Origin of the sequence: Nocardioides gansuensis (genome assembly GCF_003076135.1) — a bacterium.
Taxonomy (GTDB): Bacteria; Actinomycetota; Actinomycetes; order Propionibacteriales; family Nocardioidaceae; genus Nocardioides; species Nocardioides gansuensis.
Window position 1 is genome coordinate 109,853 of record NZ_QDGZ01000001.1, and the last position, 18,300, is coordinate 128,152.

Below are 18,300 nucleotides of genomic sequence, written 5' to 3' on the forward strand. Positions count from 1 at the left end.
AGGTGGACGTCGGCCGGCGACGCGGTTCACCTTCGTACGAAGGTCCGCCGGAAGGACGCGAGAGAGGCGGCGACAGCGGCACGTATGCGCTTCGCGTACGCGGCTTCAAACATTCCGCGTCCGGGCATTCGCTCGCCATCCTGGGGGTGAGCCAGCATGGCTCGGCCGAGTGCGTTCGTTGCCCGCGCCCTCAGCCCTGATCCACCTCGGTGGATCAGGGCTGAGTTCGAGACAGTTCCCGCTCCCGGACTGCGTAGGTCAAGTGGGTCACCCGCTGCGTCGGCTCCGCGCGGACCTGCTCCAGGGCCACGCGGTCCGCGTCCACGCCCTCGAACAGGCGGATCCCGGAGCCGAACAGCACGGGTGACAGCGCGATCGAGAACTCGTCGATCAGGCCGGCGTTGACGTACTCCAGGATCGTTGCGCCGCCGCCTGCGATGCGGACGTCGCGGTCGCCGGCGGCCTCGCGCGCCTGGTCGAGCGCGGGCTCGATGCCGTCGTTGACGAAGTGGAAGGTGGTCCCGCCGGGCCGCTCCCAGGGGTCACGCTTCTCGTGCGTCACGACGAACACCGGCGTGCGGAACGGCGCCTCCTCCGGCCACGCCTGCTCGCCGGCGTCGAACATGCGCTTGCCCATCACGCTCGCGCCGGTGCGCTCGAACGTCTCCCGGGCGATGTCGTTGTCGCGCCCCTCCTCGCCGCCCTCGCCGAGCAACAGGTTCTCCCGGAAGAAGCGCTGCGGGAAGATCCACTGCTGCAGCTCCATCCACTGCTGCCCCATCAAGTCCTCGAGGGACTCGGGCGCGATGAACCCGTCCAGCGACATCGACACGCTGAAGAACACCTTCCCGGCCATCAGCCCTCCGCTCCCGACCGAGCGACCTCGGTGACGTAGGCAGCCAGGTTGCTCAGGGTCTGCTGGCCGCCCTCGATCGCGTGGTACTTCGCGACCGCCTCGTCGCGCAGCTCCTTGGTGGGAAACACCGTGCACATCTCGATCCGGGTCGCCGCGCCGTCGGGCTCGAACGTCAAGACCGACTCGAAGGCGTTCGGGTCGCCGCGGGACTCACCGTGGAGCAGTGCGATCCGCTCCGGCGGGGCGATCACCGTCCAGGAGATCCACTCGGTGTAGTCCGTCCCGTCCGGTCCGTGCAGCACGAAGTCCCACTCCCCGCCGACGCGGAACTCGAACGCCCGCGTGGTGGTGGTGAACCCCTCCGGTCCCCACCACCGCGACAGGTGCCGGACCTCGGTGAACGCCTCGAACACCAGCTCCCGCGGGGCGTCGATGACCCGGGAGATCACGATCTCCCGGTCGGCCGCCGCCGGCTCCGCCCGCGCTTCTTGCCTTGCCCCTGCCATCGGTCACTCCTCCTGCCGTGCCTGCTTGAGATCCTGCACGTACGCGTTCAGCCGGTCGAAGCTCTCGTTCCAGAACCGCTCGAACCCGCCGGTCCACTCGTGGACCGGTCGCAGGCCGCGGGCGTCAAGGCCGTACAGGCGCTGCTTGCCTGCCTTGCGGTCCCGCACCAGCCCGACCTCCCGGAGCACCCGAAGGTGTTTGGACGCCCCCGGCTGGGTCATCCCCAGCTCCTTGGCCAACTCGGTCACCGGCCGCTCACCCGCCCGCAGCAGCACCAGGATCTCCCGGCGCTGCGGCTCGGCGATCGCGTTGAAGACGTCCGACGTCGTCGCAGCCCGTGCCATGGGCGCCATCATATTCTGATATCGGCATGCGTCAACCGGAGGTATCCGTTCAGCCATGTGCGTCCTTCTGGACCACTGGAAATCGCCCGGACCTGCCGCTGAGCGGGCAAGAGTCGATCAGCCGCTCGGTACCTTGCCCAGCTGCTTCTCATGGACCGGATCCGTCCAGCGGCGGGCGATCGAGCCGAATTCGTCAAAGTAGCTCGCGGGACCGCCGTAATGCTTCCTGCATCTCGTCAACAGCGGGGTTCGCAAGCGCGGCGTGTTCGCCTCGACGACGATCTTGTACAACAGGGCGCTGCTCGAGGGTGTCGTCGCCACGTTCGACCAGCTGCCACACGTCATGAGGACCGGGGACGGGCAGGCGCTTGACGGTCACCGTAACCGCTGGCCACCGCGGGCACCCGCTGCGGAGCAGTGGCCCAGGCCACGAGGGCGCCGGCCAGCCCGGCCACCGCCGCCACCACGATGGCCTGGCGCACACCGATGCTGTCGGCCAGAAGCCCGACGAGCGGTGGACCGCCGAGGAAGGCTGTGTAGCCGATCGAGCTCACCACCGCTACCCGTCCGGCCGAACGGCGTTCGTCGTCGGCGGCCGCACTCATCCCGAGTGGGAAGCCGAGGGACGCCCCGACGCCCCACAGCGCAGCTCCCGCCAGGGCACCGGGAAGACCCGGGGACCAGACCACGCCGGCGACCCCGAGAGCCACCAGGACACCGGTGATGCGCAGCGTGGTGACGCGCCCGAGCCGCTCGACGACCGATCCGCCGAAGATCCGGCCGAGAGTCATGGCGCTGACGAACACGGCGAACCCGGCCGCAGCCAGGGACTCCCCGGCGTCGTACCCGTCGACGAGCGCCAACGCCACCCAGTCGTTGGCGATGCCCTCACAAAGCGCGAAGGCGAGGACGACGAGTCCGATCATCAGGGTGCGCGGCTCCCGCCAGGCGGTCAGCACGCTGGGGGAGGGTTCGGCGTCTGGGTCCTCGGTCTCGACCGGGGTGAAGGACCGGACGGCTACCGGTACGGCCGCCAGCACCACCACGGCGGTGCCGACCAGTTGCGTCGGCAGGCCGATGTTGAGCCGGGCGCAGCCGGCGCCGGCGAGGGCGCCGATCACCGTGCCGGCGCTGAAGCCCGCGTGGAACCGGGGCATGAGGGTGCGGTCGAGGCGTCGCTCGACGTCGGCCCCTTCGACATTCATCGCGACGTCCCAGGCGGACGTGCCCATGCCGTAGACGAGCATGCCGACCCCGACCACGGGGATGGCGGTGGCCGCGAGCCCCGCCGCCATCACGACGAGACCGACGGCCCCCATCAGCGACGTGAGGAGGATGGTTCGCGCCGGTCCGATGCGCGACACGACTGCGCCGGACAGGGGGAGTGCGACCGCCGTGCCGGCGGACAGGCAGAGCAGCAGCAGGCCGACGCGGCCCGGGGTGAGGTCGAGGCTGTCCCTGATCGCCGGGACCCGCGACACCCATGAGGCGAACGCCAGGCCGTTGAGGATGAAGACGGCGGCGACGGCCAGCTTGGCGCGCTCGGTGGTGGTCACGCGCCACAGGCTAGGGCGTGGCACCGAAGCACTCCCACGGAAATTGGGCTTCTCGGCCGATGTCTGTCGTCGGATTTCCGACCTCTGGTGAATCGAGGTCAGGTCGGTTGCGTCAGTGCCGTGCGTTCGATGGGCGTCCCCCATAGGGCGGACCGATAAGTTCGGGAACGTTCTTCGCGACGAGACTCGTCGGGAATGCGCTGCTTGGCCGTCGTTCCCGCCACCGTCCACGACGCTGTCCTGGAGGCCACGATGTATCCGAGGATCTGCTCGTACCACGCCTCCGGTGGCATCGCGGAGGAGTTGTTGTGATGACGACGGTCGAGGCTAACGGCGTCACGCTCGGCGTCGAGCACTTCGGCGACGCGGCGGCGCCGCTCGTTCTTTGCGCGGGGGGCACGACCATGCTCTCGTGGCCCGACACGCTCTGCGAGTCCCTCGCGCGCGGCGGGCGTCACGTCGTGCGGTACGACCTGCGCGATTCCGGTGCGTCGATCACTGTCGATCCCGAGGCGCCGGCGTACACACTGCGCGATCTTGCCGCCGACGCCGCGGCACTCGCCCGCGAACTCGACGACCGGCCGGCCCACCTGGCGGGCATCGGCGTCGGCGGGATGGTCGCCCAAGTTGCCGCGCTCGACCACCCGGAGGCGTTCTCGGCTCTGACCCTCGCCGCAACGCGACCCGTCGCCCCCGGCCCGGTCGACGACGACCTGCCTGACCATGACGCGGCGACGATGGGCCGGCTGTTCTCGCGCTCGATGCCTGACTGGTCCGACCGCGACGCGGTGACGGAGTACGCCGCCGAAGGCGCTGAGATCCTCGGAAACGACCCGGCCGTCACCCGAGCGGTCGCCGCCCGCACATGGGACCGCACACCGGGCACGGTGCCCGCAGTGCAGATGGCCAACCAGCTGGGCATCGTGTTCGCCAGGCTCGACTGCAAGCCGCGCTGGCGCGAGCGGCTGGCCGAGCTCGCGATGCCGACGCTGGTGGTGCACGGTCGTCGCGACCCGTTCTTCCCGGTCGGCAGCGGCAAAGCGCTCGCACGCGAGATCCCCGGTGCACGGCTCCTTGTACTCGAACGGGCCTCGACGGCGATCCCCGACGCAGCCGCCGATCAGGTCGCGCTGGCGATGCTGGACCTCTAACCCGACCCCACGGTCCTCGCCGAAACACGCCGACAATGGCGTCGCCCGACTCAGCATTACCGTGTGGCCATGGAGTTGATCGAGGCCGCGTCCGCCGAGTTCGAGCGCGCCGTTCGTCGGCTGCCGGAGTCCTCGTGGGACCGTCCGACCCCGTCGGAGATGTCGGTGCGAGAGCTGGTCGAGCACGTCGTCTTCGGGAACAGGTTCACCGCCCTGCTGCTGGCAGGCGTGGGTCGAGACGACGCCCGCGCCGTACTCTGCACTGAGCAGCTCGGAGACGATGCCGTCACGGCAGTGGTCGAGTCGGCGCGCAACCAGGCGGAAGCGTTCGCCGCCGCGTCACCCGATCAGACCGTCCCGGGTCCGAGGGGCGACATCCCCGCCAGCGCCTTCCTCCGCTTTCGACTCGTCGATCTCGTCGTCCACGCCTGGGACCTGCTTCGGGCTGCCGACCTCGATGAGACGCTCGATCCCGCAGTCGTCGACGGACTGTGGAGCCTCGTCGAGCGGCACCTGGACGAGATGCTCGCCTACGGCGCCTACGGCGCCGGTACGAGCGACAGCATGCCGTCCACTGCGTCGCCTCAGCTCCGGCTCCTCGACGCGTTCGGACGACGGCCGTAGCCGTCGCTCCGTCGACGGGCGCGACGAGCTCCTCGCGCCGCAAGGTCGCGCTGACCTCAGCTCTCGGGACCACTCTGCGGAGGCGCTTGACCAATAGCGTGCTGCTGGGCGACCCAGGCGGCGATCTGCGCTCGGGAGCGAAAGCCGAGCTTGGTCAGGATGCGCTGCGCATGGGTCTCGGCGGTGCGCACGGAGATCGTCAGCCGGGTCGCGATCTCTCTGTTGCTCAGGCCCTCTGCGATCAGCTCGGCGGTCTCGAGCTCGCGACCCGTGAGCACCGTGTCCGGCGTCGACGACACGGCCGTGGCTGGAGGGGTTTGCTCGCCGAGGGCATAGCCGATGCCGTCGTCGAGACTGGCCGCCCGGCCCCTCTGGAAGGCAGCCTCGAACCTCCCGTCGCCCAGCCGCTCGCGGCCGCGCTGGACGCATGCTTCGTGGAAGGGATACATGTGCTGATAGGTCTCCAGGGGGCGGCCCATGATCTCCCAGAGGCGGTCGGCCGCGCCCAGCAGCGTCGCGGCTCGTTCATGGTGCTCGAGGGCGGACTCCGCCCAGGCCAGCGACTCCATCGACCACCCGAGACCCGTCAGGTCTCGGAGCTCTCGTCGAAGCTGGATGCTGTGCTGGATCAGCTCCACCGCCCGCGGAAGATCCCTCTGCTGCATCACGAACAATCCGAATGTCCACAGCGCGTAGGCACGATGGAAGCACTCGCCGGCGTGCTCGGTGATCCGGAGAAACTCCTCATGGCACCACGTCGCGCGGTCCGCGTCACCGAGCAGCGCCACGGCGGACGAGTACGACAACAGCAGGTCGAGGCGCACGGTGAGGTCGCGCCCGGGCTCGAGCAGGGCGAGGCCCGCCTCGAAGGCGGTGGTCGCGGCGGCGAGGTCTCCGCTGTAGAGCGCCACTGACCCCTCGATCCAGTAGGCCAGCGCTTCGGTCCCGGGATCGCCGGCCGTGGCGTCGATGGCGCGGGCGGCCGCCAGCCGCTGGCCGCCGACGTCGAACTCGCCGTCGGCCAGGGCCAGGGAGGCGTCGGTCAGCAGTGCCCGTGCCCGCACCACAGTCGGCGGACTCGGCCTGTCGAGCGCCCGCGCCAGCCAGATGCGGCCCTCGCGGGCCCAGCCGCGTCCCCACCAGTAGAAGTGGAAGACCGCCGTCAGGATCCGCATCGCGGACTCCAGCTCACCGGGCTCGGTCAGGCAATAGTCCACCGCCGCCTGGACGTTGACGTGCTCCCGGTCCAGCCGGGCGAACCACTCCACCTGCCGAGGACTGACCCAGTCGGCATCCGCCTGCTCGACCATGCGCAGGTATGCGTCGCGGTGCCTGCGGCGTAGTCGCTCCCGCTCGCTGGTCTGTTCGAGCTGCTCGCGGCCGAACTCCCGGATGGTGTCCAGCATGCGGTAGCGGACGACATCGGCATGCCGTTCCCCGACCAGGATCGACTTGTCGATCAGGTGCGCCAGGATCTCCGGCACTTCGGCGACGTCCAGGCCGTCTCCGGAACAGACCTCTTCGGCGGTGTCCAGCTCGAAGCCTCCGGTGAAGACCGAGAGCCGCGCCCACAGGAGCTGCTCCTGCTCCGAGCACAGGCCGTGGCTCCACTCGATGCAGGAGCGCAGCGTCCGCTGCCGGCTCGGGGCGGTGCTGAGTGTGGAGGTCAGCAGGTGGGGGTGTTTCGACAGCCTGGCCAACACCTCCTTCTCCGAGAAGGCGCGCAACCGCGCCGCGGCGAGCTCGATGGCCAGCGGAAGCCCGTCGAGTCGCCGGCAGATCTCGGCAACCTCGGACCTGTTGCGCTCGGTCAGGTGATAGTCGTTCACGACCGCAGTGGCCCGGTCGACGAACAGCTCCACGGCGCCGTACTGGAGGAGGTTGTGGCTCTCGGGCTGGTCAGTGCCGGGCCGTTCGGCCTCGGGCAGCCCGAGCGGCGCCACCGGGTAGACCACCTCGCCCGTGATGCCCAGCCACTCGCGGCTCGTGGCCAGGATGCGCAGCCCCGGACACGCACGCAGGAGGGCCCCGGCGAGCTCTCCGATCGCCTCGACCACATGTTCGGAGTTGTCGAGCACGAGCAACACCTGCCGCGAGGCCAGGTAGTCGGTCAGCATCTCGATCGGTGTGCGGCCGCCCTGCTCCCGGAGCCCGACCGCGACGGCGACCGTGCTCGCGACGAGCGCCGGGTCGCTCACCTGGTCCAGCTCCACGAGGACCGTGCCATCGGGAAAGCCTCGGCGTACGGCATTCGCCACCTCGCGCGCGAGGCGAGTCTTGCCCACGCCGCCGGGTCCGGTCAGGGTCACCAGGCGGGAGGTGGAGAGCAATCCCCTGACCTCGGCCACGTCATGTCGACGGCCGACGAAGCTGCTCAAAGCCAGGAACCGGCCGGAGGTCGCACCCTCCACGGGCTGCCCCATGCCGTTCATCCTAGTCCCCGACCCGTGGGCCCTTCAGTGGTCGTGGGCCTCGTGGTGGTCGTGCGAGGGATCGCCGGCCTGCTCGTCCGGCTTCACCACGACGAACTGGCCCATCATGCCGCGGTCCTCGTGTCGCAACACGTGGCAGTGGAACATGTATGGCGTCTCCGGATCGGTGTAGTCGGAGAACCGCACCAGCAGCTCCACCTCTCGGCCCTCGGGCATGAAGACGGTGTCCTTCCAGCCCGCGAGCTCCGGCGGTGGCTCCCGACCGTCGACGGACTCGACGACGAACTGGACGTCGTGGATGTGGAAGTTGTGCGGGTCACCGTCCGCGTTGCGCACGACCCACCGCTCCGTGGTGTCGACCTCGACGGTGGCGTCGGTGCGGTCCATCGCCATGTCCTGGCCGTTGATGGTGGTGCCGGACAGCCGGAACTCGCGGGTCCTCACGACGTCGTCAGGGTCGAGGGTCGGCGCGTCCGCGATCCGGTCGGGCAGGGGCGGCGACGGGGAGAGGTGGTCGGCGGCGCGGAGCTGAAGTACGTCGAGTCTGTCGTCCGCGCCAGCGAACCGGTTGCCGGAGAGCTCCGACGGCGCGCTGCGGAGCACGGTCGTCTCACCGGGTTCGACGGCGACCACGACCTCGGCGCGCTCCCCGGGAGACAGCTCCAGATGGGTGAGCTCGACCGGCCTCGGCAGCAGCCCGCCGTCGGTGGCGATCAGCTGGTATCGCCGGTGGTCGTCGAAGTGGAAGTTGTAGACGCGGGCGTTGGACGCGTTGAGAAGCCGCAGCCGGACCAGCTCGGTCGTCACGTCGAGGTAGGGACCGGGTGTGCCGTTGACGAGGACCTGGTCGCCGAGGATCCCGTTGTTGCGGAACATCCCGTCGGAGTCGTCGAGCTCGCTACCCTCGAACTTCTTGTCCTGGACGATCACGGGGACGTCGTCGACGCCGTACGTCCGGGGAAGCGGGAGCTCCGCCTCCTGCGGGTCGTCGAGGATGAACATCCCGGCGACGCCGCGGTAGACGTGCTCAGCGGTCTCACCGTGGGGATGCGGGTGGTACCACAACGTCGCCGCCGGCTGGTCGACCTGCCACGTCGGGGACACGGTGTCGCCGTCGCCGACCATCTGGTGCGGCCCGCCGTCCATCGCGGCCGGGAGGTGCATGCCGTGCCAGTGGAGGGTGGACTCCTCGCCGAGGTCGTTGTGCACGTTGACGAGCACCTGCTCGCCGCGCTCTGCTCGGAGCGTCGGCCCGAGATAGCTGCCGTTCACGCCCCAGGTCGGCGTCGGCTCCGGTCGGCCCAGATCGGTCTCGCCCTGCTGCATGGTCAGGTCGAAGACGCGCGTGCCCTCGTCGACGTGCGACTCGGCCAGCGGCGGGATCGTCAGCGGCCGGTCGAAGTCGACCTCGCCGACGGTGTCGATGTCGGCGGTCGTATAGGTGACGGCGAACGCCGTCACCAGCGCCGCGACGGGGAGCAGCACCAGGGCGACGGGGATGGCCAGCCACCGCAGCCACCGGGTGCGGCGGCGAGGCTGCGTGATCGGTCGTCCGAGTGGGTCCACGAGAGTCATGTCCCCCACCCTCGGGCGGGGCCCCTGCACGCTCAACGAGAACGGCCAGGTTCCAGGGCCGTCTCGGGGACGGTTCCGGGTGTTCCCCCAGACAGTCTCGGCGGGAGCCAGCGCTCTCATCGCGTAGACGGCAGGCCGACCCCTTCACATTCGGCCCGCGACGGAGCACCCTGACAGGAAACAGCCCTTCGTGAGGGAGATGCGCTGTGACGACCACCGTCAGCCGCTTCGAGGCCCAGCTTGCGCCCTGCGGCAAGTCGCACGACGGCGAGTCCCTGACGACCGAGGACCTGCAGGGCCTGGTCACCGAGGATCGCCGCTACTCGTGCGGATGCCGCATCAGCAAGGAGGAGTTCCATGACGGCAGCGTCCACCGCACGGTCGTGAACCACCACGGCAAGGTGCTCGTGGACGAGGAGCTCCGAGGTGAGTGAGGGCCTCGTACGCGCCGCCCACGACGTACTGATCGTGGGCGGCGGGGCCGCAGGCCTGCGCGCGGCGATCGCGATCGCCGAGACCAATCCGCGCCTCGACGTGGCGGTGGTCTCCAAGGTCTACCCGATGCGCAGCCACACGGTCTCCGCCGAGGGCGGAGCGGCCGGCGTCATCGCCGACGACGACACCCTCGACGAGCACATCTACGACACGATCTCGGGCAGCGACTGGCTCGGCGACCAGGACGCCATCGAGGCGTTCGTCCACGAGGCTCCCCGCGAGCTGCTGCAGCTCGAGCACTGGGGCTGCCCGTGGAGCCGGCAGCCGGACGGCCACATCGCGGTCCGTGCGTTCGGCGGCATGAAGAAGAAGCGCACCTGGTTCGCGGCCGACAAGACCGGCTTCCACATGCTGCACTCCCTGTTCCAGACGACCCTGAAGTACGACGCGGTCACGCGCTACGACGAGGTGTTCGTCACCCGGCTGCTGGTCGACGACGGCCGGGTGCACGGCGTCGTCGCGATCGGCCTGTTCACGGGGAAGATCCAGGCGGTCACTGCGAAGGCGGTCATCCTGTGCACGGGCGGCTGCGGCAAGGTCTTCCCGTTCACCACGAACGCCAACATCAACACGGGCGACGGCATGTCCCTCGCCTACCGCGCGGGCGCGCCGCTCAAGGACATGGAGTTCGTCCAGTACCACCCGACCGGCCTGCCGTTCACCGGCATCCTGATGACCGAGGCCGCGCGGGCCGAGGGCGGCTGGCTGCTGAACAAGGACGGCTACCGCTACCTGCAGGACTACGACCTCGGGAAGCCCTCGCCGACTCCGGAGCTGCGCAGCATGGAGCTCGGTCCTCGCGATCGACTGTCGCAAGCCTTCGTGCACGAGGTCGAGAAGGGCCGCACGTCGGACTCGCCCTGGGGTCCGATCGTCCACCTCGACCTGCGACATCTCGGCGCGGAGCTCATCGACGCGAAGCTTCCGTTCGTGCGCGAGCTGTGCCTGAAGTACGAGCGCATCGACCCCGTGCACGAGCTGATCCCGGTCCGCCCGGTCGTGCACTACATGATGGGTGGGGTCCACACCGACATCGACGGGGCGACGCCGCTCGAAGGGTTGTACGCCGCGGGCGAGACGGCCTGCGTCAGCATCAACGGCGCCAACCGGCTCGGGTCCAACTCGTTGCCGGAGTGCCTGGTCTTCGGCGCTCGCGCCGGGAGAGCGGCCGCGGAGTTCGCCTCCACCGCCGGTCCGGCACCGGCTGTCGTCGAGGCCCAGGCAGCCGATGAGGTCCGCCGCCTCGAGCGGGACCTGCTCGCGGCGGAGCCGGGGGCCGAGCGCACCTCGACGATCCGGCAGGAAATGCAGGCGACGATGGAGGACGCCGCCGGCATCTACCGGACGGGCCCCGCCCTGACCAAGGGCCTGGACCGGCTCCGCGAGCTGCAGGACCGGGTCGGGAGGGTCGGGATCGCGGATACGAGCCGGTCGTTCAACACCGAGCTGCTCGCGGCCCTGGAGCTGGCCAACATGCTCGACATCGGCGAGTGCATCCTCCAGTCGGGGCTGCAGCGTGAGGAGTCGAGAGGGGCGCACCAGCGCACGGACTTCCCGGGCCGCGACGACGAGCGCTTCCTCAGCCACCAGCTGGCGTATCGGAACGCCGACGGGACGGTGCGCGTCGAGTCCTTGCCGGTGACCATCACCCGCTGGCCTCCGGGCGAACGGATCTACGGAAGGTAGCCATGGCGGACAGCATCCGGCTCGAGGTCACCAGGTACCGGCCCGAGGGTGACTCCGGACCAGAGGTCCAGGAGTACGACGTACCGCTCCGCAAGGAGTGGACGGTCCTCGACGGGCTCAACCACGTCAAGGACGAGGTGGACACCACGCTGGCGTTCCGCTGGTCGTGCCGGATGGGCATCTGCGGCAGCTGCGGGATGAACGTCGACGGCGAACCCAAGCTGACCTGCGCGACGTTCCTGAGCGACTACGCGCCCGGGCCGGTGCGGGTCGAGCCACTCGCCAACTTCCCGATCGTCCGTGACCTCGTCGTCGACCTCTACGACTTCATGGAGAAGCTGCCGCGGGTCAAGCCATGGATCATCCGCGACGACGACCTGACCGTGATCGACGGTGAGTACCTCCAGACACCCGAGGAGCTCGACGCGTACAAGCAGTTCAGCATGTGCATCAACTGCATGCTCTGCTACGCGGCCTGCCCCGTCTACGGGCTCGACCCGGAGTTCATCGGGCCGGCCGCCATCGCCCTGGCCGAGCGGTACGACCTCGACTCGCGTGACCGGGGTGCGCGGGAGCGCCTCGACGTGCTCATCGAGCACGAGGGCGTCTGGGGCTGCACGTTCGTCGGCGAGTGCACGCGCGTGTGCCCCAAGCACGTCGACCCGGCCGGCGCCATCCAGCGGTACAAGCTGAAGGCGGCGAAGGAGAACGTGATGGCGTTCCTGCTGCCGAGGGGGGCGCGATGACTCACCCCACGAAACCGCTCGCTGCGCTCCCGCTTCCGCGGGGACCCCGATGACCGAGGTGCGCGTCCACCACCGCCCGATCTCGACCTGGTGGTGGACGCGGAAGCCGACCTACTTCGTCTTCGTGATGCGCGAGCTGAGCAGCATCTTCGTGGCCTGGTTCGTGGTCTACCTGCTGATGCTCGTGTACGCCGTCGGGCGGGGCGAGGCGGCGTACGAGGACTTCCTCGCCTGGGCGGCGACGCCGTGGGTGGTGGTCCTGAACGTCGTCGCGTCACTGTTCCTCGTGCTGCACGTCGTCACCTGGTTCAACCTCACCCCCCAGGCGATGGACGTGCGGATCCGCGGTCAGAAGGCGCCCGCCTCGCTCGTCGTCGCCTCGCAGTACGTCGGCCTGGCGGTCGTGTCCGCCTTCGTGCTCTGGCTGGTGACCCGGTGAGCACCGCACCCATGACCGCCCGCCGCCCGAGAAAGCGCCGGATCGAGCCGCTCGTGTGGCTGATGTTCAGCGGCGGCGGGGTGATGGCCGCCGTGTTCCTGCCAGTGCTCGTGTTCCTGTTCGCCCTGGCCTTCCCACTGGGCTGGATCTCCCCGCCCGACCACGACCACCTGCTCGCCGTCGTCGGCCACCCGGTGACCTTCCTCTTCCTCCTGGGCATGTTCGTGGTCCTCCTGGTCCACAGCGCCCACCGTTTCCGGTACACGCTCTACGACGGCCTCCAGCTCAAGAGGAAGCGAATGGTGGCGGTGCTCTGCTACGGAGCTGCCGTGGTCGGCTCGATCGCCGCGGTCGTCGTCCTCTGGGCCGCGACCTGAGCAAGGTCCAGCGCGCGGCCCAGCGACCAGCAGACCGCTGGGCTACCGGGTGATAGCGTTTCCGTACCGCGGGCTGCCCGGTATGCGCGGCGCCGTGGTGGTTCCTACGGCCACGGTTCACTCCGATTTCGGTCTTCGCCTCCTGTTCCTCCGAATCGGATCAGTCCCGTGACTTCTTCTCCCCGTCTCGTCGTGGCCGGGCTCGCCGCCGCGGCGTTCCTTCCGTCCACCGTGCTGGCCACCGCGGGGCCGGGCACCGCGGGCGTCGCACCCGCAGGGCGCCCCGCTGCTGCCGAGCGGGTCGCCCAGAGCGCCCGTCTCCGGGTGCTGCCGCAGATCGTCCAGCAGGGCACGACCCGGGCGCCCGCCGCGCACGCGCGGGCCGCCTTCGTGACCACCTTGAAGCCCAACGTCAAGGGCCGCCCGGTGGCGTTGCAGGTCGCCGAGGGCGAGCTCTGGAGGACCGTGGACAAGGGGCGCACGAATGGCCGTGGGAGCGCCGAGTTCGCCGCCCCCGCGGCCAGAGACGGCACGCCGCTGACCTACCGGGTCACTGCCCAGCGCTACCAGGGCCTCGGGAAAGTCAGGAGCCAGCCCAAGGCAAGCCCCTGGCTCACGGACACCTGGGTCGACGAGTTCTCCGGCACCAGCCTCGGCGACGCGTGGGGCCATCGCGGCACCATCTACGCCCCCAAGTCACGGCGCGCCTGCTCCAAGGGCGACCCGCGCGCCACGACCGTCGCCGACGGCGTCGCCCGCCTCTCGGTCCTGCCCGACCCGGACCGGACCGACCGGTGCACCGCCTACATCAGGGGCAGGCCCACCGGCCGCTACGCCTACCGGATCAACGGCCACATCGGCACCATGGGCAAGTTCTCCTTCAGCTACGGCTTCGCTGCCGCACGCGTGAAGATGCACTCAGCCCGCGGCCAGCACGGCGGCTTCTGGATGCTGCCCCAGACCTCGGTTCCCGGGGAGACGCGCCCGGCGCTGACCGGCGCGGAGGTCGACGTGGTCGAGTACTTCGGCAACAGGCACCCCGAGGGCGGTCTGGCCTCGTTCACCTACTCCCAGGACTCCACCGGCGGACAGGTCAAGACCGGCGGCTGGATCAAGCGCTCGCGTGGGTTCCTCAAGAACCGCAGCGACGGCTGGTCGAAGAGCTTCCACGTGTTCTCGGTCGAGTGGACCCCCCAGCGCTACATCTTCCGGATCGACGGCAAGGAGACGTGGCGCACCAAGGTCGGCGTCTCCGGCCAGCCGGAGTACCTGATCCTGTCCCTGCTGTCCTCGGACTACGAGCTGTCGCACAGCGGCGACTGGGCGCTGCCGCAGACGATGAAGGTCGACTGGGTCCGGGTCTGGGAGGCCTGACCGGCTGAAACCCGGCTGTGACACGAAGAGGCCCCGCAGGCGTCTCGGGTCACCTGCGGGGCTTGCGCACTATCGTGGACCGGCTCGAATGGGCTTGTCATGAGAATCCAGAACCTTTACCCACGGGACGCGAGGACGACCGCATGGCAGCAACCTCCACGCCCGCGCTGTCGGTGAGTCCCGAGGACCAGGCACCCTGCTCTGCGCAGCTGGCAGATGCCGAGCATGCTGGGCCAGCCCGCTGTACGAGTCACTCGACTCCACCGTCGCCGGTGCGTCGACCTGGTAGTCGTCGGCTTAGCGCGGCTCGTCCTGGAACGTCGCGGGGCCGAGGCTGAGCCCGCTGGCGCCGTACTCCTTGACGTAGACGTCCTCGATGAGGCCACGCACCAGCTCGCGGTCCTCCGGGTCACACTCGATGATCAGGCTCGGTGCGGGGGCGACCCGATCCAGCATGCTGGTGAAGCCGGCGTGGGCGAGTGCGGCCTCGATGACCGCCGGATCGACGCCGAGGGGCACGGCATAGGTGACCGTCGGAGTGCCTGTGGAGTGCAACCGGGCATCGGTGGCCGACTCCCTGGCGTTGTAGGAACGCAGACCCCAGCCGACTGCAAGGACCGCGCCGGCGAAGATGAGCACCAACAGGATGGCGGTGGCGATGGCCATGAGGCATCACTCCTTTCCTTCCATTCCACTACGCAGGTCCCGGATATCAAGCCACCCGATGCAGGATGGGAGCCGTGCTCCACCCGACCGACCCGAAGCGCACACCCCGACAGGACGCCTGAGACGCTGTTGTCGGGAAAGCCCCACCCCGGTGTCCACCGCTGATTAGGGTGAGCCGTGGTGTTGGAGCGGTGGGCGCAACTGGCGTCCGACGAGCGCAGCGAGGCTTTCCTCGCCGCGCTCCGCGAGCGCCTGCAGCACCAGAGCCAGGTGCCGCCGTTGCCGTCTGGCTGGCACTCGGAGTCGGCCATGCTGGCGGCCGACGGCTTCGAGTACGGTGGTGACTTCTTCGTCGCCGACATGGTCGGCGACGCCCTGCAGATGGTCCTGGTCGACGCGTGTGGCCACGGACCCTCCGCCGTGCCGGACGCCGTCCAGTTCGCGGGCGCACTCGGGGCGCTGGTGCTCGCGCTTCCCCCCGAGGACGTGATGAGCGCCGCCAACACCTATCTGTTGCGGCGTGGGCGTCCCGACGGCTTCACGACGGCCGTGCAGCTGTCGGTCAGGTTCAGTACCGGTGGCTACCGGATCTGCACCGCGGGGCATCCACCGGTGATGCGCTGGTGCGCGACGGCGGCGGAGTGGATCGTCGACAACGCGCGGGGCACCGCGCTCGGCGTCACCGAGTGCCCGGCCATGCTGATCACCGAGGGCGTGCTGGCGCCCGGCGAGGCGCTGATGTTCTACACGGACGGCGTCGTGGAGGCCCGCGGCACTGACATCGGCGACGGCATCCTCATGCTGCGGGACCTCGCGCGGGAGGCGGTCGCCGACGGATTCGTCGGCGCCCCCGGCCGGATCCTCACCGATCTCACGCGCGGTGAGGACGACCGGGCGGTCCTGATCCTGCGACGCGACCCTGCCTGAGCACCCCACGGACTCCTCCGTCACCTGGCCGAAGTCGAGCAGGACTGGTGCAACCGGCTCCGGCCGGAGAACGGCAGTAGCCCACCCGCCACCTCCGACCCGACGCGTGAGGGGCAGTGAGGTGGTGCACCAGATGTGCACTATCATGCACTCATGGACGACAGTGCCACGCGGCTCGCGGCCGCCATCGGCGATCGCGTCAGACATGAACGCCAGGCCCGGCGGTGGACGCTCGACCAGCTCGCGGAGGCTTCCGGGGTGAGCCGGAGGATGCTGGTCAACGTCGAGCAGGGCGCCGCCAACCCGAGCGTCGGCACCCTGCTGAGGATCAGTGACGCGCTGGGTGTCGGCCTGCCTGCGCTGGTCGAGCCGCCCCAGCGCAAGGCGGTGAAGGTCACCCGCTGCGGCGAGGGCGCGGCCCTGTGGACGGGGGAGTCCGGGGGCCGTGGCGTGCTGGTCGCAAGCACGGAGTCGCGCGACGTGGTCGAGCTGTGGGACTGGACGCTTCTCCCGGGGGACCAGCACGGGAGCGACGCGCACGCCGCTGGCACCAAGGAGCTGCTGCAGGTGCACCAGGGCCGCCTGGCCCTGGTGGTCGCCGACCAGGAGGTGACCCTGGAGGCAGGCGATGCGGTCAGCTTCCACGGCGACGTGGAGCACTCCTACGCGAACCGGGGCAAGCGGAAGGTCACCTTCTCGCTCGCCGTGTTCGAGCCGGGCGTGGGCTCGGCGTCCGTGAAGGAGGCCGCCCATGCCTGAGCTGATCGAGGAGCTCCTGACCGGCGCCCAGGTCGAGGACGACGTCTTCGCACTGCGCCCGGACTACCGGGCCATGCTCCTCGCCGTCGACGGGATCGTCCCCGGACCGAGCGACGAGGCCAGTGACGTGCTGCTGCAGACCGCAGAGGCCGCGGCTGCAGAGCTGCTCCGTGACCGGGCCGTGGAGGAGCTCCCCCACATCGCAGCGTGGCGGGAGGCCTACCGGGCCTTCGGGGCCAAGCCCCAGCGGACCCGCAACAGCCTCGAGGCGCTGCTGCGTCGCGCGGCGTCGGGGCTCCCACGGGTGAACAGGCTGACCGACGTCTACAACGCGGTGTCGGTGCTCCACCAGGTGCCGCTCGGCGGAGAGGACCTGACGCGGTACGCCGGGCCGGCCCGGTTGGTGCGCGCCAGTGGCACGGAGCCCTTCGACACCGTGGCGGAGGGGACGTCGGTGGTCGAGCACCCGGACCCCGGCGAGGTGGTGTGGTGCGACGACACCGGCGTCACCTGCCGGCGGTGGAACTGGCGACAGGCCCGCCGGACCCAGCTCACCGACGGCACCACCACGGCGCTGTTCATCCTCGACGCGCTCGAGCCGATGACCGACGAGGCGCTCCAGGCCGCCGCGGACGACCTGGCTACGCACCTCACCCGGCTCGGGCCGGACGTCCGGACCGCACGCCGCCTGATCGCCGCGGACGACGAGGGACTCAGTGGAGGACCTTGAGCCCGACGACGCAGCTGACGATCCCCGCGACGAGCAGCACCTTCGCGAGCGACGCCGGCTCGGTGCCGGTGAGCATGGCATGGACGACGGTCAGGGACGCGCCGATGCCGACCCACACGGCGTACGACGTGCCGACCGGCAGCTCCCGCATCGCGTAGGCGAGCCCGGCCATGCTGAGGGCCAGCGAGATCGCGAACGTGAGCGACGGCCCGAGGCGGGTGAGCCCTTCGGACCGTCCCAGGGCGGTGGCCCAGACAGCCTCGAGCACACCGGACAGGACGAGCACGAGCCAGGACATGGAAGTCTCCTTGGCGCCGTCTTGTCGCACACCGGGTACGGCACCGCTCGTCCGGGAGCCCCGTAGGGACTCTGCAGAGAAGTCTCGCAACTCCGCAGCCGGGAGGCCAACTCAGGAGTCAGCGCCGCCAGGTCACGTGCGTGACATGTGGAGTCGTGCGGCTCGATACCGGCACCAGCTCGAGGTCCGGCGTCCCGTCGAAGATCCGCAGTCCCTCGCCGAACGTGATCGGCACGATGTGCAGCCGGAGCTCGTCGAGGAGTCCCGCCCGGAGATAGGCGTTGATCGTGGTGGGCCCACCGGCGATCGCGACGTCCTGGTCGCCCGCCCCGTCCAGCGCCCGCCGGAGAGCGGCCTCGATTCCGTCGGTGACGAAGTGGAACGTCGTGCCGCCCTCCATCTCGAGAGGGTCCCGCGGTCGGGAGCAGAGGACGAACACCGGCGCGTGGTACGGCGGCTCGGGGCCCCACCAGCCGCGCCACTCGAGGTCCCACTCGCCTCGGTCGGGGCTGAACATGTGCCGGCCCATGATGAAGGCGCCTGCCGCCGTGATGGCCGAGACCTCGTCGGCATTCTCGTCGCGGTGGTCGAACATCCAGGTGTGCAGGCGCTCGCCGGCTCCGACCCGGCGCCCGAATGGATGCTCCAGCGACTGGTCCTCTCCCGCCGCGACGAGGTCCAGGGAGACCGACAGGTCCGCAGTGACCGCCATGATGGGTGTGCTCCTCCCGATGAGATGGATCCGTTGCCCGCACGGC

21 protein-coding genes and 1 riboswitch are annotated in these 18,300 nt (G+C 69.9%); of the genes, 11 read left to right on the top strand and 10 right to left on the bottom strand.

The window, feature by feature from the left end; translation table 11 throughout:
• Positions 1-214 precede the first annotated feature (214 nt).
• From DDE18_RS00500 to DDE18_RS00520, 5 genes are all read right to left on the bottom strand, one after another.
• On the bottom strand, positions 215-856 hold the full coding sequence (locus tag DDE18_RS00500; RefSeq protein WP_116570287.1) for a dihydrofolate reductase family protein: 642 nt from the start codon (positions 854-856) through the stop codon (positions 215-217).
• Complete coding sequence (locus tag DDE18_RS00505; protein WP_116570288.1) at positions 856-1,362, bottom strand: SRPBCC family protein; 507 nt, start codon at positions 1,360-1,362, stop codon at positions 856-858. The genes DDE18_RS00500 and DDE18_RS00505 overlap by 1 nt, the downstream gene beginning before the upstream one ends.
• 3 nt (positions 1,363-1,365) lie before the next feature.
• Positions 1,366-1,707: an ArsR/SmtB family transcription factor gene (locus DDE18_RS00510; protein WP_116570289.1), complete on the bottom strand. Its 342-nt coding sequence runs from the start codon at positions 1,705-1,707 to the stop codon at positions 1,366-1,368.
• 117 nt (positions 1,708-1,824) lie between these two features.
• Positions 1,825-1,998 carry a hypothetical protein gene (locus DDE18_RS22720; RefSeq protein WP_165820963.1) on the bottom strand — a complete coding sequence of 58 codons (174 nt, stop codon included), beginning with the start codon at positions 1,996-1,998 and terminating at the stop codon, positions 1,825-1,827.
• Positions 1,999-2,048: 50 nt separating this feature from the next.
• Positions 2,049-3,263, bottom strand: a complete 1,215-nt coding sequence (locus DDE18_RS00520; protein WP_211754345.1) for an MFS transporter — start codon at positions 3,261-3,263, stop codon at positions 2,049-2,051.
• Between the two features lie 311 nt (positions 3,264-3,574).
• Between DDE18_RS00520 and DDE18_RS00525 the strand changes: the two genes are divergently transcribed.
• Both DDE18_RS00525 and DDE18_RS00530 read left to right on the top strand, forming a co-directional pair.
• Positions 3,575-4,414 (top strand): alpha/beta fold hydrolase, encoded by an 840-nt coding sequence (locus tag DDE18_RS00525; protein WP_116570292.1) that lies wholly within the window; start codon positions 3,575-3,577, stop codon positions 4,412-4,414.
• Between the two features lie 69 nt (positions 4,415-4,483).
• On the top strand, positions 4,484-5,038 hold the full coding sequence (locus tag DDE18_RS00530; protein WP_116570293.1) for a TIGR03086 family metal-binding protein: 555 nt from the start codon (positions 4,484-4,486) through the stop codon (positions 5,036-5,038).
• A gap of 56 nt (positions 5,039-5,094) precedes the next feature.
• Here DDE18_RS00530 and DDE18_RS00535 read toward each other — a convergent pair whose 3' ends face one another.
• Both DDE18_RS00535 and DDE18_RS00540 read right to left on the bottom strand, forming a co-directional pair.
• Complete coding sequence (locus DDE18_RS00535) at positions 5,095-7,461, bottom strand: ATP-binding protein (RefSeq protein WP_165820964.1); 2,367 nt, start codon at positions 7,459-7,461, stop codon at positions 5,095-5,097.
• Positions 7,462-7,494: 33 nt separating this feature from the next.
• Complete coding sequence (locus DDE18_RS00540) at positions 7,495-9,045, bottom strand: multicopper oxidase family protein (protein ID WP_116570295.1); 1,551 nt, start codon at positions 9,043-9,045, stop codon at positions 7,495-7,497.
• Positions 9,046-9,251: 206 nt separating this feature from the next.
• Here DDE18_RS00540 and DDE18_RS00545 point away from each other — a divergent pair, with 206 nt between their 5' ends.
• From DDE18_RS00545 to DDE18_RS00570, 6 genes are all read left to right on the top strand, one after another.
• Positions 9,252-9,479, top strand: a complete 228-nt coding sequence (locus DDE18_RS00545) for a hypothetical protein (RefSeq protein ID WP_116570296.1) — start codon at positions 9,252-9,254, stop codon at positions 9,477-9,479.
• Positions 9,472-11,226 (top strand): fumarate reductase (quinol) flavoprotein subunit, encoded by a 1,755-nt coding sequence (frdA, locus tag DDE18_RS00550; protein ID WP_116570297.1) that lies wholly within the window; start codon positions 9,472-9,474, stop codon positions 11,224-11,226. Before DDE18_RS00545 ends, frdA begins: the two co-directional genes overlap by 8 nt.
• Before the next feature lie 2 nt (positions 11,227-11,228).
• Positions 11,229-11,972 (top strand): succinate dehydrogenase/fumarate reductase iron-sulfur subunit, encoded by a 744-nt coding sequence (locus tag DDE18_RS00555; RefSeq protein ID WP_116570298.1) that lies wholly within the window; start codon positions 11,229-11,231, stop codon positions 11,970-11,972.
• Positions 11,973-12,021: 49 nt separating this feature from the next.
• The gene (locus tag DDE18_RS00560) at positions 12,022-12,411 is read left to right on the top strand and encodes a fumarate reductase subunit C (protein ID WP_116570299.1); all 390 of its coding nucleotides are present in this window, start codon (positions 12,022-12,024) and stop codon (positions 12,409-12,411) included.
• Positions 12,408-12,788, top strand: a complete 381-nt coding sequence (gene frdD / locus DDE18_RS00565) for a fumarate reductase subunit FrdD (protein ID WP_245916368.1) — start codon at positions 12,408-12,410, stop codon at positions 12,786-12,788. Before DDE18_RS00560 ends, frdD begins: the two co-directional genes overlap by 4 nt.
• A 168-nt stretch (positions 12,789-12,956) precedes the next feature.
• Positions 12,957-14,162 (top strand): glycoside hydrolase family 16 protein, encoded by a 1,206-nt coding sequence (locus DDE18_RS00570; protein ID WP_133241112.1) that lies wholly within the window; start codon positions 12,957-12,959, stop codon positions 14,160-14,162.
• A 297-nt stretch (positions 14,163-14,459) separates the two neighbouring features.
• Here DDE18_RS00570 and DDE18_RS00575 read toward each other — a convergent pair whose 3' ends face one another.
• The gene (locus DDE18_RS00575) at positions 14,460-14,828 is read right to left on the bottom strand and encodes an alpha-crystallin domain-containing protein (protein ID WP_116570302.1); all 369 of its coding nucleotides are present in this window, start codon (positions 14,826-14,828) and stop codon (positions 14,460-14,462) included.
• A gap of 177 nt (positions 14,829-15,005) precedes the next feature.
• Between DDE18_RS00575 and DDE18_RS00580 the strand changes: the two genes are divergently transcribed.
• The 3 genes from DDE18_RS00580 (at position 15,006) to DDE18_RS00590 (ending at position 17,244) form a co-directional block, all read left to right on the top strand.
• A complete protein-coding gene (locus tag DDE18_RS00580; protein WP_133241113.1) occupies positions 15,006-15,755 on the top strand; it encodes a PP2C family protein-serine/threonine phosphatase in 750 nt (249 codons plus the stop codon).
• A 153-nt stretch (positions 15,756-15,908) separates the two neighbouring features.
• A complete protein-coding gene (locus tag DDE18_RS00585) occupies positions 15,909-16,514 on the top strand; it encodes a helix-turn-helix domain-containing protein (RefSeq protein ID WP_116570304.1) in 606 nt (201 codons plus the stop codon).
• Positions 16,507-17,244, top strand: coding sequence for a B3/B4 domain-containing protein (locus DDE18_RS00590; protein WP_116570305.1), 738 nt, complete (start codon positions 16,507-16,509; stop codon positions 17,242-17,244). Before DDE18_RS00585 ends, DDE18_RS00590 begins: the two co-directional genes overlap by 8 nt.
• Here the strand turns inward: DDE18_RS00590 and DDE18_RS00595 are convergent.
• Positions 17,228-17,542 (bottom strand): DMT family transporter, encoded by a 315-nt coding sequence (locus tag DDE18_RS00595; protein WP_116570306.1) that lies wholly within the window; start codon positions 17,540-17,542, stop codon positions 17,228-17,230. The genes DDE18_RS00590 and DDE18_RS00595 overlap by 17 nt on opposite strands.
• Before the next feature lie 10 nt (positions 17,543-17,552).
• Positions 17,553-17,617: riboswitch (guanidine-III (ykkC-III) riboswitch) on the bottom strand.
• A 43-nt stretch (positions 17,618-17,660) separates the two neighbouring features.
• Positions 17,661-18,254 carry a dihydrofolate reductase family protein gene (locus DDE18_RS00600; RefSeq protein ID WP_116570307.1) on the bottom strand — a complete coding sequence of 198 codons (594 nt, stop codon included), beginning with the start codon at positions 18,252-18,254 and terminating at the stop codon, positions 17,661-17,663.
• Positions 18,255-18,300: the final 46 nt, after the last annotated feature.

Bases quoted from the DNA above. Each gene is read 5' to 3' on its own strand.
- DDE18_RS00540 (WP_116570295.1), bottom strand. From the start codon at position 9,045: ATGACTCTCGTGGACCCACTCGGACGACCGATCACGCAGCCTCGCCGC.
- DDE18_RS00590 (WP_116570305.1), top strand. From the start codon at position 16,507: ATGCCTGAGCTGATCGAGGAGCTCCTGACCGGCGCCCAGGTCGAGGAC.
- DDE18_RS00595 (WP_116570306.1), bottom strand. From the start codon at position 17,542: ATGTCCTGGCTCGTGCTCGTCCTGTCCGGTGTGCTCGAGGCTGTCTGG.
- DDE18_RS00555 (WP_116570298.1), top strand. From the start codon at position 11,229: ATGGCGGACAGCATCCGGCTCGAGGTCACCAGGTACCGGCCCGAGGGT.
- DDE18_RS00525 (WP_116570292.1), top strand. From the start codon at position 3,575: ATGACGACGGTCGAGGCTAACGGCGTCACGCTCGGCGTCGAGCACTTC.
- DDE18_RS00535 (WP_165820964.1), bottom strand. From the start codon at position 7,461: ATGGGGCAGCCCGTGGAGGGTGCGACCTCCGGCCGGTTCCTGGCTTTG.
- DDE18_RS00510 (WP_116570289.1), bottom strand. From the start codon at position 1,707: ATGGCACGGGCTGCGACGACGTCGGACGTCTTCAACGCGATCGCCGAG.
- DDE18_RS00585 (WP_116570304.1), top strand. From the start codon at position 15,909: ATGGACGACAGTGCCACGCGGCTCGCGGCCGCCATCGGCGATCGCGTC.
- DDE18_RS00530 (WP_116570293.1), top strand. From the start codon at position 4,484: ATGGAGTTGATCGAGGCCGCGTCCGCCGAGTTCGAGCGCGCCGTTCGT.
- DDE18_RS00505 (WP_116570288.1), bottom strand. From the start codon at position 1,362: ATGGCAGGGGCAAGGCAAGAAGCGCGGGCGGAGCCGGCGGCGGCCGAC.
- DDE18_RS00600 (WP_116570307.1), bottom strand. From the start codon at position 18,254: ATGGCGGTCACTGCGGACCTGTCGGTCTCCCTGGACCTCGTCGCGGCG.
- DDE18_RS00575 (WP_116570302.1), bottom strand. From the start codon at position 14,828: ATGGCCATCGCCACCGCCATCCTGTTGGTGCTCATCTTCGCCGGCGCG.
- DDE18_RS00560 (WP_116570299.1), top strand. From the start codon at position 12,022: ATGACCGAGGTGCGCGTCCACCACCGCCCGATCTCGACCTGGTGGTGG.
- DDE18_RS00500 (WP_116570287.1), bottom strand. From the start codon at position 856: ATGGCCGGGAAGGTGTTCTTCAGCGTGTCGATGTCGCTGGACGGGTTC.